Source organism: Mycobacterium sp. G7A2, assembly GCF_041902445.1.
Classification (GTDB): Bacteria; Actinomycetota; Actinomycetes; order Mycobacteriales; family Mycobacteriaceae; genus Mycobacterium.
On record NZ_CP169251.1, the window covers coordinates 4,109,668 to 4,125,749 of the forward strand.

Below are 16,082 nucleotides of genomic sequence, written 5' to 3' on the forward strand. Positions count from 1 at the left end.
CCGATGTCTGCCGGTAAGGTCACAGCTACGGCGAGGCAGCGACTTGGACGCAAAGACGCAGTTCACGACACGCGCTGTCGACTCATTCCGGACAATCATCCCGCACCGGGGAGTCGTGCGCGCAGCAACGAAGTGACGGAGGTGCCCTCAGTGGCGAAGCAGGCGACCGCAGAGAAACGCCAGCGGCGTGAGCGCGGTTCCATCAATCCCGACGACATCATCAAGGGCGCGTTCGAACTGGCCGAACAGGTCGGCATCGACAACCTGAGCATGCCGTTGCTGGGCAAACATCTGGGTGTCGGCGTCACCAGCATCTACTGGTATTTCCGCAAGAAGGACGACCTGCTGAACGCGATGACCGACCGCGCGTTGCGCCAGTACGCCTTCGCCACCCCGTATGTCGAGGCCAAGGACTGGCGCCAGACGCTGGCCAACCACGCCCGGTCGATGCGCGAGACCTTCAACGGCAACCCGATCCTGTGCGATCTGATATTGATCCGCTCCGCACTGAGCCCCCGGACGGCCCAGGTGGGCGTGCAGGAAGTGGAAAAGGCCATCAACAGCCTGGTCGAGGCCGGACTGTCACCGGAACAGGCCTTCGACACCTATTCGGCCATGTCGACGCATGTCCGGGGGTCGGTGGTGCTCCAGCGTCTCCGGGACAAGAACCTCGCCGCCGAGGACAGCCCCCGCGACATCGACGAATCGGTGGACCCGGACAGCACACCGTTGTTGGCGACCATCGTCCAGGCCGGGCACCATCGCGTCGCGTCCGACGACCGCAGTTTCGAGTTCGGACTGGAATGCATTCTCGATCACGCCGCCAGACTGCTCGAGGCGAATACGAAGACACCCCGCAAGCCCGCCAAGAGTCCTGGTGCCGGAACCCGGGGTAAGGCCGCCTCCCGCACATAGACCCCAGGATCTGCGACCTCGACCGGAGTCTCAGACCTCGACGATGACGGCGCCGCCCTGGCCACCGCCGGCGCACATGGCCGCCATACCGATTCCGCCCCCGCGGCGTTGCAGCTCGTAGATCAGCGTGGTCACCATGCGAGCGCCGGACGCGGCGATCGGGTGGCCGAGACTGCAGCCGCTGCCGGAGAAGTTGACCAGCTCCTCGTCGAGGCCGTACTCCTTGCAGGCGGCGATCGGCACCGAGGCGAACGCCTCGTTGATCTCCCACAGCGCGATGTCCGACGGGGTGAGCCCGGCGCGATCGAGCACCTTGCCGATGACCTTGACCGCACCCAGCCCGGTGTCGCGGGGCGAGACCCCGGCCGCCCCCCAGGCCTTGACGGTGGCCATCACATCGAGCCCGTTGGCCGCGGCGTAGTCGCGCTCGACCACCGCGACGCCGGCCGCGGCGTCGTTGGTGCCGCTGGCGTTGCCCGCGGTGATCGAGAAGCCCTCGATCTCGGGATGCAGCACTTTCAGTCCGGCCAGCTTCTCCACGGTGGTGTCGCGGCGGGGCTGCTCGTCGACGCTGAAGTCGACCACCGATCCGTCGAACTGGGTGACCTTCAGCGGCACGATCTCGTCGGCGAACTTGCCGGCATCGATCGCCGCGATGGCGCGGTGGTGTGAGCGCGCCGCCCACGCGTCCATCTCCTCGCGGCTGATGCCGTAGGACTGCGCGGTGTTCCAGCCGACCGTGATGGACATGTCACGAGTCGGCGCGTCCGGGGTCTCGACGTGAGTGGGCGGCATCCACTTCTCTTCGAACTTCAGCTCCGGACCGGGGATGCGCCAGTTGACCAGCGGGGTCATCGACAGCGACTGCACCCCGCCGGCGATCAGCACCCGCTCCATCCCGGAGCCGATTTGGGCCGAGGCATTGCCGATCGCGGTGAGGCTGCCGGCGCAGTGCCGATTGACCGACTGGCCGGGAATATCCGTCAGGCCGGTGGCATCGGCCGCGTAGCGCGCCAGATCTCCACCACCGTAGTGCGATTCGGCAAAGATGATGTCATCGATCTCGGCTGGGTCCACTCCCGAGCGGCGCACCACCTCGGGCAGCACCGTGGTGATCAGGGTCTCCGGCGGAGTGTTGACCAGCGTGCCCTTGAAAGACCGGCCGATGGCCGTCCTGGCGGCACCGACGATGACGGGTGTGGGCATATCTCGACCTCGGTTTCAACGGAATGCGACGTTACAAAACTAACAGATACTGTAGTGCGGGCAGTAGGGTGAGCCGACTCACTCGGATGTCTGGCCCGGTTCCCGGGCGGGTTCGGGGACGAAGAAGTGCTCGTCACGGAGCCGGAACGCCGCCCTGGTGCCGTGCTCGGCGCGGGTCTTGACGAAGTTGAACTCCCCCGGCGCGAACTGCAGATTCGTGCCGAATGCGTGAAAGAGATAGCTGGCCACCTCCTCCCCCTGATAGGCCTGGGTCTGCTCGACCAGCCGGAACGCTTCCTTGGCCATCACGACGCCGTCAGCCGGCATCTTCGCGGCCTTCTCGGCCCAGTAGCGCGCCCGCGCCGTCACAGCTGCCCCATCGCAGGTGTCGGTGAACACCCCGAGGTGCTCGATCTCACCGGCGGTGATGATGTCACCGGTGAGCAGCAGTCGCCGGGCCAGCACCGGACCCAGGCGGTGGAAGAACATGTGCAGGCTGCCCAGCGCCGGCCCGAGGAACCGCGTGGCCGGCATTCCGATCCGGGTGGCGCGTCCGACCACCGAGATGTCCGTCATCAGCGCCATCTCGAAGCCGCCACCCAGCGCATAGCCGTTGATCTCGCCGACCGTGACCTTCGGGAAGCCCATCAGGTTGTGATAGAAGCCGAACGACCTGCGGTCGACGGTGAGCCGGCGCCGCTGGCTGGGTCGCGCCCTGCGGGCACCGTCGGATGTGTCGGCACTCTCGGAGCCGTACCAGCCATAGGCGTTGTTCATGTCGGCGCCGGTGCTGAACACCCCCTCTGCGCCGCGCAGCAGCACCACGGTGAGGTCGTCGTCGTCGGCCACCTCGTCGAGGTGGCGGGCCAGCAGATCGCGCATGGAGGCGTCGTAGGAGTTGCGTTGCGCGGGATTGTTCAGCGTGATCGTCGCGATGCGGCTGTCGCGGTCGGCGTCGAAGAGCACGCGGTCGTCGGCGGTGGAGGTCATCGGATCCCCTGTTCAGTCGCGGTTCGAGATCAACTTGGCTTCGATGGTCCGGTCCGCACCGGCCGCCAGCGTGGTGCGCCGGGCGGCGGCCAGGTGGGCGGCCGCCAGGCGCTGGGCGCGGGCGGTGTTGCCGTCGGCGATCGCGCCGAGCAGCCGGTGGTGATCGCGCAACGCGGCGCGCATCGTCGTGGGGTTCATCGGGTCGTCGGGATGGTGTTCGTCGCTCCACACCGCCGACTCGTGCGCCGACCAGATCACCTCCAGCGCGCCGATGAGCAGGATCATCGGCTCGTTGCCGCACCGCGAGACGAGCTCTTCGTGAAACCGGCGGGCGTTGGGGACGTAGCGCGCCGGAGTGTCGAACTGCTCGGACTGCGCGTCTATCGCCGCCTGCAGATGTGGCACCACCTCGGTCATGCGGTCCGCGCGGGCCGCGCACAGCCCGGCGCAGATCGGTTCCAGGTGCAGCAGCGCCTCGCTGACGTCACCCGGCGTCGCCGCCCGTGTCTGCAGCACCATGCTGATCATCTGGGCGGTGCGCTCGGCCGACGGCAGATGCACCACCGCCCCGCCGACGTTGCCGCGCCGGACCGAGATCAGACCGTCGGACTCCAGGATGTGGATGGCCTCGCGCACCGCCGGAGGGCTGACGCCGAATTCGGCGAACAGGGCCTCCTGCGACGGCAGGACGTCACCCTCGGCCAGCCGGCCGGTGAGGATGTCGTCGCGCAGCCGAGACGCCACGAGCTCTGCCACCCGGGGCTGGCGAATGCGCTGCACTGACACTGTTCCGCAGACGGCCTTTCCTTGCTAAGTTGTACAGGATAGTAATCGAACTACCAACGGTATGGCTATCTGTATAGCCCGCCGGGTGCGGAGAGGACGGCAGCCGGTGCGTGACGACGCCGACGCGGGCGCGGTGCGCCAGAGCCGCAACGGCTCGGTCCTGCGAATCACCCTGGACCGGCCGTCCAGACGTAACTCGCTGAGCCACACCATGATCGACGAGCTCGTCGCCATCATGACCACCGCCGCCACCGATGACTCGTTGCGCGCGGTGTGCCTGACCGGGGCCGGCGGCGACTTCTGCGCCGGCGCCGACTGGGTGGCCACCAACAGCGAGGGGCGCCGCCCCAGGACCGGCGACCTCACCCGGCGGATCCCGCACACGGCCAACCGGCTCGTCGAGCTCGTCGCGACCATGCAGCTTCCGGTGGTGTGCCGGCTGCGCGGGTGGGCGGTCGGCCTGGGCGCCAATCTGGCCCTGGCCGCCGACTTCGCCGTCGCGGCAACCGAAGCCACGCTGTGGGAACCCTTCGTCGACCGCGGTTTCAGCCCGGACTCCGGGGCGAGCTGGCTGGTTCCGCGGCTGGCCGGGGTGAGCAGGGCCAAACGCATGCTGCTGCTGGGCGAGAAGGTCAACGGATCCGAGGCGGCGCAGTGGGGACTGATCCACGACGCCGTCGCCGACGATGAGCTCGACACCGCCACCGACGAGCTGCTCGAGCGGCTGGCCTCCGGGCCCACGGTGGCGATCGGGCTGGCCAAGCAGGCCATCAACTACGGCCTGCACGCCACACTGGGCCAGTCGATGGCCCATGAACTGGCCAGCGTCGAACTGAGCTGTCGGACCGCTGATTTCAAGGAGGGTCTGGCCGCTTTCCGGGACCGGCGCACACCGGAGTTCCAAGGCAGATGAGCGAAGGACACCACGTGGGGACAGCCGAGAACTACGACACCATCACCTATGAGGTGACCGGACACACCGCGACCATCACGTTGAATCGCCCACAGGCGCTCAACGCGCTGTCGCCACACATGATCACCGAGTTACGCGCTGCCTACGACGAAGCCGAGAGTGACGACGACATCTGGTTGATGATCGTCACCGGCAACGGCCGGGCGTTCTGCACCGGCGCCGACGTCACCGAGATCCCCGAGGACGGCAAGGTCATCTACGAGCGGCCCTATCTGTCCACCTACGACCAGTGGGAGGCCCCGCAGGAGGGTACTCCCCCGTTTCGCCGGATGGCCAAGCCGGTACTGGCGGCCATCAACGGCATCTGCTGCGGCGCCGGCCTGGACTGGGTGACCACCGGTGACATCGTGATCGCCTCGGACAGGGCGACGTTCTTCGATCCGCACGTCAGTATCGGCCTGGTGGCCGCCCGGGAGATGGTGCGACTGGCCCGGGCATTGCCGCGCTCGGTGGCGTTGCGGATGGCGCTGACGGGCAAGCACGAACGGATGAACGCGCAGCGCGCCTACGAGCTCGGGATGATCACCGAGGTGGTCGAACACGAGCGGCTGCTCGAGCGGGCCCACGAGATCGCAGACCTCGTCAACTCCAACGCCCCGCTGGCCGTGCGCGGCACGCGGCTGGCCATCCACAAGACGCTGGACCTGCCGCTGCTGGAGGGGGAGATCCTCGCCGAGACGTTCCGCGAGCGGGTGGTGCGTACCGAGGACGCCCAGGAGGGTCCGCTGGCGTTCCGGGAGAAGCGGGCCCCGAATTGGCAGTGCCGGTAAGGGTTCACCGATGGAGGACTTCGAAACCGTACTGCTCGACCTGGACCACCGAGACCGGGTCGCGACGGTCACCCTGAACCGGCCGGAGGCGCTGAACTCGTTCAACCGACGGATGTGCGAGGAAATGCGGTGGGTCTGGCACCTGATCAAGGCCGACGAGGGCATCAACGCGGTGGTGCTGCGCGCCGCGGGCGAGCGCGCTTTCTCGGCTGGCCTGGACGTCAAGTCCAGGTACGGGCAGCCCGACATCGTGTGGAACCACGAGGATCCCGGCGAGCTGCTCAGCCCGAAGTGGCAGAAGATGTGGAAGCCGGTGGTCTGCGCGGTGCAGGGCATGTGCACCGCGGGCGCGCTGTATTTCGTCAACGAGGCCGACGTGGTGATCTGCTCGGACGGTGCGACGTTCTTCGACTCCCACGTCAGCGCCGGGCTGGTCTCGGCGCTCGAGCCGGTCGGGCTGATGCGCCGCGTCGGGCTCGGCGACACGCTGCGGATGGCGCTGATGGGCAACGACGAGCGGGTCGGCGCGCAGACCGCGCTGCGCATCGGGCTGGTCACCGAGGTGGTCGCCGAACAACAACTCTGGGACCGCGCCCACGACATCGCGGCGTGCATCGCCACCAAGCCGCCGACCGCCACCCAGGGCACCGTCAAGGCGATCTGGGAATCTCTCGACAAGCCCTACCGCGCGGCGATGGACCAGGGCCTGATCTACACCCGGCTGGGCAACCCGCTCGCCAAGGCCGAACTCGCCGAGCGGCCCATCCCGAAGTCGACACCCCGGATCCGCTGATGGGCCACCCCCTGTCGCGACGCATCGACGCGGTGCTCGACCTCGACCCCGCCGCGCGGGCCCTCGAATTCGACGGCCGGTGGCACACCTTCGCCGAGGTGGCCACCCTCGCCCGCAGGGTGGCGGCACTGGCCGGCCGGGGCCGGGTCGGGATCATGCTGCGCAACGAGCCCGCCCACGTCGCAGCCCTGCTCGGGGTGCTCTCGGCGGGAGGAACCGTGGTGGCGATCAACCCGGGCCGCGGCGACGAGCGGACCCGCGCGGACATCGAGGCGTTGCGGCTGCCGGTGCTCGTCGGCCTGGCCGGTGACCTGACCGCGCTGGCCGGCGAGTCCGCCGCGACCAGGATTGCCATCAGCGATCTACAGACCCCACCCGAGGTCGGTGAAGGCACCGCGCCCGACGACCCCGGCCGGCCCGGCGTCGCGGTGTCGATGCTGACCAGCGGAACCACCGGCCCGCCCAAACGGGTCGACCTGACCTACGACATGTTGGCCCGCAGCGTCATCGGCGCCGATCCGGAGCAGGCCGACGCACCGACGCGGGTGCGCAGCGGCGTCGCCATCGTCAACGCTCCGCTGGTACACGTCGGCGGGGTGTTCCGGGTGCTGCTGTGCATCGCCGAAGCCCGGCCGTTCGTGCTGTTGCGTCGGTTCGAACTGGACCCGTGGGCGCGCGCGGTGCGCGAGTACCGGCCCCGCGCAGTGTCGCTGGTCCCGGCCGCACTGCGGATGGTGTTGCACTCGGATCTGACCCGCGCCGACCTCGCCGGGGTCAGCGCGGTCACCTCGGGAACCGCACCGCTGTCGGCCGACGATGCCGACGCGTTCACCGAGAAATTCGGCATTCCCGTGCTGACCTCCTACGCGGCAACGGAATTCGGTGGCGGCGTGGCCGGCTGGACCCCGGCCGACCACCGGGATCACTGGCAGGCCAAACGAGGCAGTGTCGGGCGCGCCAACCCTGGCGCACAACTGCGGGTCGTCGACCCCGACACCGGTGCGCCGCTCGGGCCCGACGAGCCAGGGCTCCTGGAGGTCATCCCTGCGCAGTTCGGCCCAGATGCCGGATGGCTGCGCACCACCGACATCGCCCGCATCGACGCCGACGGATTCCTGTGGATTCTCGGGCGGTCCGATCAGGCGATCATCCGGGGCGGCTTCAAGGTGATGCCGGACGACGTGCGCGCGGCGCTGGAGCAGCATCCCGCAGTCACCGGCGCCGCTGTGGTCGGGCAGCCTGACCCGCGACTCGGAGAGACGCCGGTGGCGCTGGTCGAACTACGAGCCGACGCCTCCGTCGACGACCTGATCGACTTCCTGCACACCCGGCTGGCGCGTTACGAGGTCCCCACCGAGATCATGGTGGTCGACTCCCTCCCCCGAACCCCTTCGGGCAAGCCCGACCTGACCGCCGTACGGTCACACTTCGCCCGGGTGTGACGCGCATGGTCCCGGCTGAAGTGACGATCCCTGCGCTGCTGCACGCCCGGGCCGGCCTCGGCGACAAGGCACTGCTCGTGTGTGACGACGAGCGCCTCAGCTACACCCAGGCAACCGCCCGCTCATCGGCGTTGGCGGCGCGCCTGATCGCGCTCGGGGTCGGCAAGGGCACCCACGTCGGTCTGCTGTACCCCAACGGGGCACAGTTCGTGGTCGCGATGCTGGCAGCCGCCCGGATCGGCGCGGTGGTGGTGCCGTTCTCGACGTTCAGCACCGCTCCGGAACTGCGGGCCCAGCTCCTCGACAGCGATGTGGCGGTGCTGCTGGCGACAAGGTCCCATCGTTCGCACCACTACGTGCATCGGCTGACCGAGGCGCTCGGCGAGGCGCTGCCGGTGCCCGGCCCGATCATGAGCGCGGTGGTGCCTGCGCTGCGCCACATCGTGTTCACCGAGGACGTGTCGGAAATGCCGGGCGGCGACCACGCCGCGGTGGCGGCGCTCGAAGACGACGTCGATGGATGTGATGTGCTCTCGGTGATCTACACGTCGGGCTCCACCAGCGCCCCCAAGGGCGTCGTGCACACACACGAGGCTCTGCTGGCCCATCAACACAACCTCAACACGATCCGCCGGTTCCAGGGTGAGGACCGCCTGTTCTGCAACTCGCCGTTCTTCTGGATCGGCGGGTTCGCGTTCGGGTTGCTGGCCACCATGGTCGCCGGGGCCACGCTGGTCTGCTCCACGGCCACCGACGCGGCGGTGACACTGGACCTGATCGAGTCCGAGAAGCCAACCCTCACCAATGGTTTCGTCGGTGGCATCGCGCACCTCACCCGGCACCCGAGCTTCCCGGCACGGGACCTGAGCTCGGTGCGGCGCGGCAACCTGTACCCCATCATGTCGCCCGACGTCCGCCCCGCCGATCCACAGCTGCGTCACAACATGCTCGGCATGACCGAGGCCGGCAGCGTGGTGCTCATCAGCGGAGACGAGTCCGACCAGCCCGAATCCCGGCGCGGTGGCTACGGATGCCCCGCCCCCGGATTCGAGACCCGGGTCGTCGACCCCGACACCGGTGCGGAGGCCTCCGCGGGAGAACTGTTGCTTCGAGGGCCGTTTCTGATGGAGGGCTACCACGGCCGACGTCGCGAGGACTGCTTCGACCCCGACGGCTGGTTCCACACCGGGGACCTCGTGCGCCGCGACGACGACGGGCTGTTCTACTTCCTCGGCCGTGCCGGTTCGATGATCAAGACATCCGGGGCGAATGTGGCGCCCTCAGAGGTGGAGAACGCACTGACCGAAGTCTGTGAGGCGCTCGGTGTCGATGCCACCGTCCACGTTCTCGGCCTCGACCACCCGGAGCGCGGTCAGGTCGTCGCCGCGGTGATCGCCACCGACGGCGGACATCCGGTCGATGAGAGTCGGCTGCGCAACGGGTTGTGCACCCGGCTGTCCAGCTACAAGATCCCGCGCCGGTTCACCACCATCCGGCGCACCGACCTCCCGTTGCGCTCCAGCGGCAAGGTGGATCTCGCCGCACTGGTAGGGCTGTTCGATGTCTGACACGCTCGACGCCCTGCTGCGCGATGCAGCCCGCCGCCACCCCGCCAAGGACGCCGTCGTGGACCCCGGGGAGCGGCTCACCTACCGCGAGCTCGACATCCAGACCCTCGAACTGGCCGCCGCGTTCCTCGACGCCGGTATCGGCAAGGGCTGCCGGGTCGGTCTGCTGATGCCCAACGGCGTCTCCTGGGCCCGGATCGCGTTCGCGCTGACCAGGATCGGCGCCGTGCTGGTTCCGCTGAGCACCTTGTCCACCCCGCCGGAGTTGAGCGCGGCGCTCCGGACCGCGGCCGTGCAGCACCTGATCGCGGTCGACGAGTTCCGGGGGCGGCATTATCTGGACGACCTGCCGCCGGTCGGCGAGCTGCCCGCGCTGCGAACCGTGCACTCTGCTGCGGCGCTGCCCGCCACGACAGGCGCGCCCGCACACCGGGTCGCCGACGTGCTGGCGCGGACCGTGCGCCCGGCCGACCCGCTGGCCATCCTGTTCACCTCGGGCAGCAGCGGCGCCCCCAAGGGGGTCCGGCACTCGCACGGCAACGCCGTCGATGCGGTGCGGTCAGGCCTGGCGGCCCGCTGCGTGGACGCCGACACCCGGCTGTACCTGCCGATGCCGTTCTTCTGGGTCGGCGGATTCGCCGGCGGCCTGTTGTCGGCGCTGGTAGCGGGCGCCACCCTGGTGACCGAGGCGGTGCCCGAACCGGATTCGACGTTGCGGTTGCTGGCCGCCGAACGGGTGACGCTGTTCCGCGGCTGGCCGGACCAGGCCGAGGCGTTGGCCCGACACCGCGACCTGGCCGACGCGGCGACAGCCGACCTCAGCGCGTTGAAGCCCGGCAGCCTCGACGCGCTGCTTCCCGCAGGCGAGCGCTCCCGGCCGGGGTCCAGGGCCCGGCTGTTCGGAATGACCGAGTCGTTCGGCCCGTACTGTGGCTACCCGGCCGACACCGACATGCCCGAATCCGCCTGGGGCAGCTGTGGAAAGCCGTTCGACGGGATGACGGTGCGGGTGGTCGACCCCGACACCGGCACACCGGTGGCCACCGGCGAATCCGGCATGATCCAGATCCGGGGACCCCACGTGATGCGGGGCATCTGCCGGCGCAGCAGGACCGACGTCTTCACGCCCGACGGTTATTACACCACCGGCGATCTCGGCCACCTCGACGCCGACGGCTTCCTGTTCTTCGACGGCCGGGCGGACGACATGTTCAAGGTCAGCGGAGCCACGGTGTATCCGAGCGAGGTCGAGCGGGCGTTGCGCGGCCTGCCCGGTGTCCGGGCGGCGTTCGTGACCAACGTCGCGGGCCCGGCCGGTGGGCGGGTCGGCGCCGCCGTCGTGTGCGACGCACCCACGACCGTCGCAGACCTGCGCGCCGCAGCCAGGTCGGTGCTCAGCACCTTCAAGGTGCCCACGGTGTGGACGCTGCTCGACGACGAGAATGCGGTGCCCCGCGGGGCAACCGGAAAGGTCGACGCGGCCCGGTTGCGGGCGATGCTTCTGCTCAGATGACCCGGCGGGTGCGCAGGCCGGTGATGTCGGCGTCGGAATAGCCCGCCTCGCGGAGCACCTCGTCGGAGTGCTCCCCCAGCAGGGGTGCACGCCTGCGGATCTCACCCGGGGTCTGCGAGAGCCGGAACGGTGTCTCGATGATCGGCACGTCATGCGCAGCGCCGGGGAAGTCGACCCGCTTGAGGTATCCCATCGCCGCGACGTGCGGGTCGTCGAGGACATCGGCGGTGGAGTGCATCGGCGCGGCCGGCAGCTTCGCCGACTCGAGCAGTCCGAGGACCTCGGCCTTGGTCTTGTCCGCGCACCACCGACTCATGATGTCGTTGAGTTCATCACCGTGACGCCACCGCAGGTCGTCGTCGGCGAACCTGGGGTCATCGGCAAGTTCGGGGCGCCCGACCAACCGGCACCACCGCCTGAACATGGGCTGACCGGCCACCTGCAGAAGTACCCACCCGCCGTCGCGGGTGGGATACAGATCGCAGGGCGCCACGGACGTGCCCTGGTTGGCCATGCGGGGCTTGTCGGTTCCCAGCAGGTCACGTTCGATCAGGAAGGCGTTGGACAGCATCAGCGCGGTGGGTAGCAATGCTCCTTCGACATGCTGACCCACCCCGGTGCGGTCGCGGTGATACAACGCCATCATCACGCCGATGGTCATCGTCAGCGCCGTGCCGAAGTCGGCGTACGGGACCACCGTGCGAATGGGTCGGTCCGGCAGCCCCTGACGGTAGGTCGCCCCCGACATGACTTGTCCTGCCCCGTCGAACCCGATGCGGTCGCTGTAAGGACCGCCCTCGCCGTAAGCGGTGGCGCTGGCCAGGATGATGTCCGGCTTGACCGCGCGCAGCGAGTCGTAATCCAGCCCACTGGCCCGCATGCTCGCGGCAGGCATGTTGGCGATGACGATGTCGGCGCCGGCCACCAGCCGACGGGTTACCGTCCTGCCCTCGTCGGTCGTGGTGTCCAACGTCAGCGAGCGCTTGTTGCGGTTGCACTGCAGAAAGGTTGCGCCTTCGCCGGTCTCGGTGACCGACTGCACCCACCGATCTTCCCCACCGTCCCGCTTCTCGACGCGGATGACGTCGGCGCCCATGTCGGCCAACAGGGCCGAACACCACGGTGCGGCGATGAAGCGGCCGAAATCCAGCACCCGTACCCCGTCGAGGACCCGCATCGGCGCTTTCCCCTCCTCGGTCATCGCGCCGCGACCGTGCGGGTGGGCGGCGACACCGACATCACTCGATCACGCCGCGGCGGGTCAGGTGGGCGATCAACGGCTCGGCTCCGGCGGCCAGATGCTCCGACATCGCGCTGCGCGCCGCAGACTCGTCGCGAGCGCGGAGCGCGGACAGGATGTGGCGGTGGTGGGCGTTGGACTTCTCGGGCCACCCACTGATGGCGGGAAACAGCGATTCCGGTGCGTAGCGGGTGATTTGCGACATCAGTTGGGCCAGCTTCGGCGAATCTGCGGCCACGTTGATCGCCCGGTGGAACTCGTGGTTCAGCCGTACCGCGCGTTCCCCGTCGTCGGCGGCGTAGGCACGCTCCAACTCGTTCTGGATCTGCTCGAGCTCGCGCAACTGGGCTTCCGTGATACCGACCGCCGCCCTGGCCGTCAGTTCCCCGCCGAGGTAGGCCTGCACGTTCGACACGTCGGTGACGTCGCGGTGCGTCACCGGACGCACCACGAAACCGCGGCGGGGTTGCTGCTCGAGCAACCCTTCTGCCTTGAGTTCGAACAGCGCCTCGCGCACCGGGGTGACGCTGACACCCAGCTCCGCGGCGAGCTGGTCCAGACGCACGTAGGCCCCGGCTGCGTAGAACCCGTCGAAGATCCGCCGCCGGACAAAGCGTGCAACATCCTCGGCGAGCTGCGGACGCACGGCGAAATCGGGGACGCTCATCCCGTCACACCCGGTAGTCCGCGAGCAACCGCTTGCTGATGATGTTCTTCTGGATCTCGCTGGTGCCCTCGCCGATCAGCAGGAACGGCGCGTCGCGCATGAGCCGCTCGATCTCGTACTCCTTGGAGTAGCCGTAGCCGCCGTGGATCCGGAAACTCTGCTGAGTGACCTCGGCACACACCTCGCTGGCGAAGTACTTCGCCATACCGGCCGCCACGTCGTTGCGTTCCCCGGAGTCCTTCATGCGGGCCGCGTTGACCATCATCAGATGGGCTGCCTCGACTTTGGTCGCCATCTCGGCGAGCTGGAACGCGATGGCCTGGTGCTCGGCGATCGGCTTGCCGAAGGTGCTGCGCTGCTGGGCATACCGCACGGCGAGCTCGAAAGCGCGGATACCCACGCCGCAGGCGCGCGCCGAGACGTTCACCCGGCCGACCTCGACACCGTCCATCATCTGGAAGAACCCCTGACCGGGCGCCTCGCCGAGAACATCCGTGGCGTCGGCCTGATAGCCGTCGAAGATCAGCTCCGTGGTGTCGATCCCCTTGTAGCCCAGTTTGTCGAGCTTCCCGGGGATGACCAGTCCCGGCGCCACTTCACCGAAACCACTGGGCTTTTCGACCAGGAACGCGGTCAGGTTGCGGTGGGGCTTGTCGGCGCCCTCGTCGGTGCGAACCAGCGCCGCCACCAACGTGGAGCTCCCACCATTGGTCAGCCACATCTTCTGGCCGTCGATGGTGTAGGTGCCGTCGCCGTTGTTCCTCGCCCGGGTCCGGATCGCCGCGACATCGGAGCCGAGTTCGGGTTCGGACATCGAGAACGCGCCGCGGGACTCTCCGGTGGCCATCTTGGGCAGGTGGTAGCGCTTCTGTTCGTCGGTGCCGTGTTGCCGAATCATGTAGGCGACGATGAAGTGGGTGTTGATCACGCCTGACACGCTCATCCAGCCGCGTGCGAGTTCCTCGACGCACAGCGCGTAGGTCAGCAGCGATTCCCCCAGCCCACCGAACTCTTCGGGGATCATCAGCCCGAACAGGCCCATCTCCTTCATCGCGTCGACGATGGCCCGCGGGTACTCGTCGGCGTGCTCGAGTTCCTGTGCGCTGGGAATGATCTCCTTGTCGACGAACTGCCGCACGGTGGCGACTATTTCGGTCTGGAACTCGGTCAGGCCGAGCGTCTGGGCCAGTTTGGTCATGGCTACGCCCCTTTCGCGGTGACGGTCTCGAACACCGCGGCCAGCCCCTGGCCGCCGCCGATGCACATCGTTTCCAGGCCGAAACGGCCACCGCGACGGTGCAGTTCGCGCGCCAGCGTTGCGAGCATCCGCCCACCGGTGGCTCCGACCGGGTGGCCCAGCGAAATGCCCGACCCGTGCACGTTGGTGCGCTCCAGATCGGCGTCGCCGAACTTCCATTCCCGCAGGCAGGCCAGTGCCTGAGCGGCGAACGCCTCGTTGAGCTCGATGAGGTCCATGTCGGCCAGCGTGAGCCCGGCCTTGCCTAGCGCTGCCTCGGTGGCCGGTACCGGACCGATGCCCATCAGGTGCGGCGCCACCCCCGCGACCGCCCAGGAGACCAGCCGAACCAGTGGAGTGAGTCCCAGCTCCGCGGCCTTCGCCGGAGTGGTCACCAGGCACATCGACGCAGCGTCGTTCTGTCCGCTGGAGTTGCCCGCGGTCACCGTCGCCTCCGGATCGCTCTTGCCGAGAACCGGTTTGAGTTTGCCCAGTGCTTCCACGGTGGTGTCGGCGCGGGGATGCTCGTCGGTGTCGATCACCTCCTGCCCGGCGCGGGTCGACACCGTCACCGGGATGATGGCCCCCGCGAGCTGCCCCGTCTTCTGGGCTGCGACTGCCCGCCGGTGCGACAGCACGGCGAGTTCGTCCTGTTCTTCGCGCGGAATGCCGTACTCGCGTCGCAGGTTCTCGGCGGTCTCGAGCATGCCGCCGGGCACCGGGTAATTCTTGCCGCCTGCGGTGGTGCGGCCGCGCGCCAGCGCGTCGTGCACGGTGATGCCGCCACGAGCACCGCCCCAGCGCATGTCGGTGGAGTGGAACACCACATTGCTCATCGATTCGGCGCCGCCGGCGACGACGAGCTCGTTGGCTCCGCTCGCCACCTGCAGGCAGGCCTGGATCACCGCCTGCAGTCCCGACCCGCAGCGGCGGTCGATCTGCATGCCCGGCACACTCGCCGGCAGTCCGGCGTCCAGGGCGATCACCCGACCGATCGCCGGCGCCTCCATACTCGGATAACAGTGCCCGACGATGACGTCCTCGACCGCATCGGGCGCCACACCGGTGCGGGAGAGCAGGCCCTGCAGCGCGGTGACACCCAGGTCGACGGCCGTCAGGCTCGTGAACATCCCGTTGTAACGGCCGATCGGCGTGCGCACCGGCTCGCAGATGACCGCGTCCACTGTCACAGGTGTCGCCCGCCGGTGACCTCGAGAACCGTGCCGGTCATGTACGAGGACAGATCGGAGGCCAGGAACAGCGCGACCCTGGCTACTTCTTCGGGCTCGCCGGCCCGGCCCATCGGCACCTCGGCCACCTTGGAATCCCAGATCCGTTGCGGCATGGCCTCTGTCATTGCCGAACGGATCAGACCCGGTTGTATCGCGTTGACGCGCACGCCGAGGTAGGCCAGTTCCTTGGACGCCGCCTTGGTCATCCCGACGATGCCCGCCTTGGCTGCCGAATAGTTGGTCTGCCCGACCATGCCCACCTTGCCGGAGATGGACGACATGTTCACGATCGCTCCGCTCTTGGCGTCGCGCATCACCGCGCCCGCAGCGCGCAGACCGTTCCACGTCCCCTTCAGATGGACCGCGATGACCTGGTCGAACTGCTCCTCGGTCATCTTGCGCATCGTGGCGTCGCGCGTGATTCCCGCGTTGTTGACCATGATGTCCAACCCGCCGAAACCGTCGACTGCGGCAGCCACGAGGGCCTCCACCTCGGCGGCGCTGGTCACATCGCACTGAACGGCCCGGGCAACGGACTCACCACCCAGTTGTGTGGCCGCCGTCCGAGTGGCCTCGCCGTTGACGTCACCCAGCACCACGCGGGCCCCCTCGGCGACGAAGCACTGGGCGATCGCGAATCCCAGCCCCTGCGCCCCTCCGGTGATCACCGCGGTCTTTCCCGTCAGCAATGGCACGTCTGTCACCAACCCTCTGTTCGTCTCCCGACACCGTCGGACGTTATCGTATTTC

The 16,082-nt window shown here is 68.6% G+C and carries 15 protein-coding genes; 7 read left to right on the forward strand and 8 right to left on the reverse strand.

Annotated elements, in window-relative coordinates:
• The first annotated feature begins 150 nt into the window (after positions 1-150).
• Positions 151-915, forward strand: coding sequence for a TetR/AcrR family transcriptional regulator (locus tag ACEWX3_RS19555; RefSeq protein ID WP_374157396.1), 765 nt, complete (start codon positions 151-153; stop codon positions 913-915).
• Between the two features lie 30 nt (positions 916-945).
• Here the strand turns inward: ACEWX3_RS19555 and ACEWX3_RS19560 are convergent, their stop codons facing one another.
• The 3 genes from ACEWX3_RS19560 to ACEWX3_RS19570 form a co-directional block, all read right to left on the reverse strand.
• Positions 946-2,121 (reverse strand): thiolase family protein, encoded by a 1,176-nt coding sequence (locus ACEWX3_RS19560; RefSeq protein ID WP_374157397.1) that lies wholly within the window; start codon positions 2,119-2,121, stop codon positions 946-948.
• Positions 2,122-2,199: 78 nt separating this feature from the next.
• Positions 2,200-3,111 (reverse strand): enoyl-CoA hydratase/isomerase family protein, encoded by a 912-nt coding sequence (locus ACEWX3_RS19565; protein WP_207066386.1) that lies wholly within the window; start codon positions 3,109-3,111, stop codon positions 2,200-2,202.
• Between the two features lie 12 nt (positions 3,112-3,123).
• On the reverse strand, positions 3,124-3,897 hold the full coding sequence (locus tag ACEWX3_RS19570; RefSeq protein WP_374157398.1) for a FadR/GntR family transcriptional regulator: 774 nt from the start codon (positions 3,895-3,897) through the stop codon (positions 3,124-3,126).
• Positions 3,898-4,003: 106 nt separating this feature from the next.
• Here ACEWX3_RS19570 and ACEWX3_RS19575 point away from each other — a divergent pair, with 106 nt between their 5' ends.
• From ACEWX3_RS19575 to ACEWX3_RS19600, 6 genes are read left to right on the forward strand one after another with little or no spacing between them, the layout of a single operon-like run.
• The gene (locus ACEWX3_RS19575) at positions 4,004-4,810 is read left to right on the forward strand and encodes an enoyl-CoA hydratase/isomerase family protein (RefSeq protein WP_374157399.1); all 807 of its coding nucleotides are present in this window, start codon (positions 4,004-4,006) and stop codon (positions 4,808-4,810) included.
• Between the two features lie 14 nt (positions 4,811-4,824).
• Positions 4,825-5,640 (forward strand): enoyl-CoA hydratase/isomerase family protein, encoded by an 816-nt coding sequence (locus ACEWX3_RS19580; RefSeq protein ID WP_286188531.1) that lies wholly within the window; start codon positions 4,825-4,827, stop codon positions 5,638-5,640.
• 10 nt (positions 5,641-5,650) lie between these two features.
• Entirely contained in the window at positions 5,651-6,433 is a 783-nt protein-coding gene (locus ACEWX3_RS19585; protein ID WP_374157400.1) for an enoyl-CoA hydratase/isomerase family protein, read from the forward strand.
• A complete protein-coding gene (locus ACEWX3_RS19590) occupies positions 6,433-7,875 on the forward strand; it encodes a class I adenylate-forming enzyme family protein (RefSeq protein ID WP_374157401.1) in 1,443 nt (480 codons plus the stop codon). The genes ACEWX3_RS19585 and ACEWX3_RS19590 overlap by 1 nt, the downstream gene beginning before the upstream one ends.
• A gap of 5 nt (positions 7,876-7,880) precedes the next feature.
• Entirely contained in the window at positions 7,881-9,443 is a 1,563-nt protein-coding gene (locus ACEWX3_RS19595; RefSeq protein WP_374157402.1) for a class I adenylate-forming enzyme family protein, read from the forward strand.
• On the forward strand, positions 9,436-10,956 hold the full coding sequence (locus tag ACEWX3_RS19600) for a class I adenylate-forming enzyme family protein (RefSeq protein WP_374157403.1): 1,521 nt from the start codon (positions 9,436-9,438) through the stop codon (positions 10,954-10,956). Before ACEWX3_RS19595 ends, ACEWX3_RS19600 begins: the two co-directional genes overlap by 8 nt.
• Here the strand turns inward: ACEWX3_RS19600 and ACEWX3_RS19605 are convergent.
• The 5 genes from ACEWX3_RS19605 to fabG all read right to left on the reverse strand — a co-directional run bounded on the left by ACEWX3_RS19605 (position 10,949) and on the right by fabG (position 16,027).
• Entirely contained in the window at positions 10,949-12,133 is a 1,185-nt protein-coding gene (locus ACEWX3_RS19605; RefSeq protein WP_374159903.1) for a CaiB/BaiF CoA transferase family protein, read from the reverse strand. The genes ACEWX3_RS19600 and ACEWX3_RS19605 overlap by 8 nt on opposite strands.
• Before the next feature lie 61 nt (positions 12,134-12,194).
• Positions 12,195-12,863, reverse strand: coding sequence for a GntR family transcriptional regulator (locus tag ACEWX3_RS19610; RefSeq protein WP_374157404.1), 669 nt, complete (start codon positions 12,861-12,863; stop codon positions 12,195-12,197).
• Between the two features lie 4 nt (positions 12,864-12,867).
• The gene (locus ACEWX3_RS19615; RefSeq protein ID WP_207066395.1) at positions 12,868-14,061 is read right to left on the reverse strand and encodes an acyl-CoA dehydrogenase family protein; all 1,194 of its coding nucleotides are present in this window, start codon (positions 14,059-14,061) and stop codon (positions 12,868-12,870) included.
• A 2-nt stretch (positions 14,062-14,063) separates the two neighbouring features.
• Positions 14,064-15,290, reverse strand: coding sequence for an acetyl-CoA C-acetyltransferase (locus tag ACEWX3_RS19620; protein ID WP_374157405.1), 1,227 nt, complete (start codon positions 15,288-15,290; stop codon positions 14,064-14,066).
• Positions 15,287-16,027 (reverse strand): 3-oxoacyl-ACP reductase FabG, encoded by a 741-nt coding sequence (gene fabG / locus ACEWX3_RS19625; protein ID WP_286182865.1) that lies wholly within the window; start codon positions 16,025-16,027, stop codon positions 15,287-15,289. Before fabG ends, ACEWX3_RS19620 begins: the two co-directional genes overlap by 4 nt.
• Positions 16,028-16,082: the final 55 nt, after the last annotated feature.

What these genes read in the sequence shown, in the direction of transcription:
- ACEWX3_RS19605 (WP_374159903.1), bottom strand. Translation starts at nt 12,133, where the DNA reads ATGCGGGTCCTCGACGGGGTACGGGTGCTGGATTTCGGCCGCTTCATC.
- ACEWX3_RS19595 (WP_374157402.1), top strand. Translation starts at nt 7,881, where the DNA reads ATGGTCCCGGCTGAAGTGACGATCCCTGCGCTGCTGCACGCCCGGGCC.
- ACEWX3_RS19615 (WP_207066395.1), bottom strand. Translation starts at nt 14,061, where the DNA reads ATGACCAAACTGGCCCAGACGCTCGGCCTGACCGAGTTCCAGACCGAA.
- ACEWX3_RS19610 (WP_374157404.1), bottom strand. Translation starts at nt 12,863, where the DNA reads ATGAGCGTCCCCGATTTCGCCGTGCGTCCGCAGCTCGCCGAGGATGTT.
- ACEWX3_RS19565 (WP_207066386.1), bottom strand. Translation starts at nt 3,111, where the DNA reads ATGACCTCCACCGCCGACGACCGCGTGCTCTTCGACGCCGACCGCGAC.
- ACEWX3_RS19560 (WP_374157397.1), bottom strand. Translation starts at nt 2,121, where the DNA reads ATGCCCACACCCGTCATCGTCGGTGCCGCCAGGACGGCCATCGGCCGG.
- ACEWX3_RS19590 (WP_374157401.1), top strand. Translation starts at nt 6,433, where the DNA reads ATGGGCCACCCCCTGTCGCGACGCATCGACGCGGTGCTCGACCTCGAC.
- ACEWX3_RS19585 (WP_374157400.1), top strand. Translation starts at nt 5,651, where the DNA reads ATGGAGGACTTCGAAACCGTACTGCTCGACCTGGACCACCGAGACCGG.
- ACEWX3_RS19600 (WP_374157403.1), top strand. Translation starts at nt 9,436, where the DNA reads ATGTCTGACACGCTCGACGCCCTGCTGCGCGATGCAGCCCGCCGCCAC.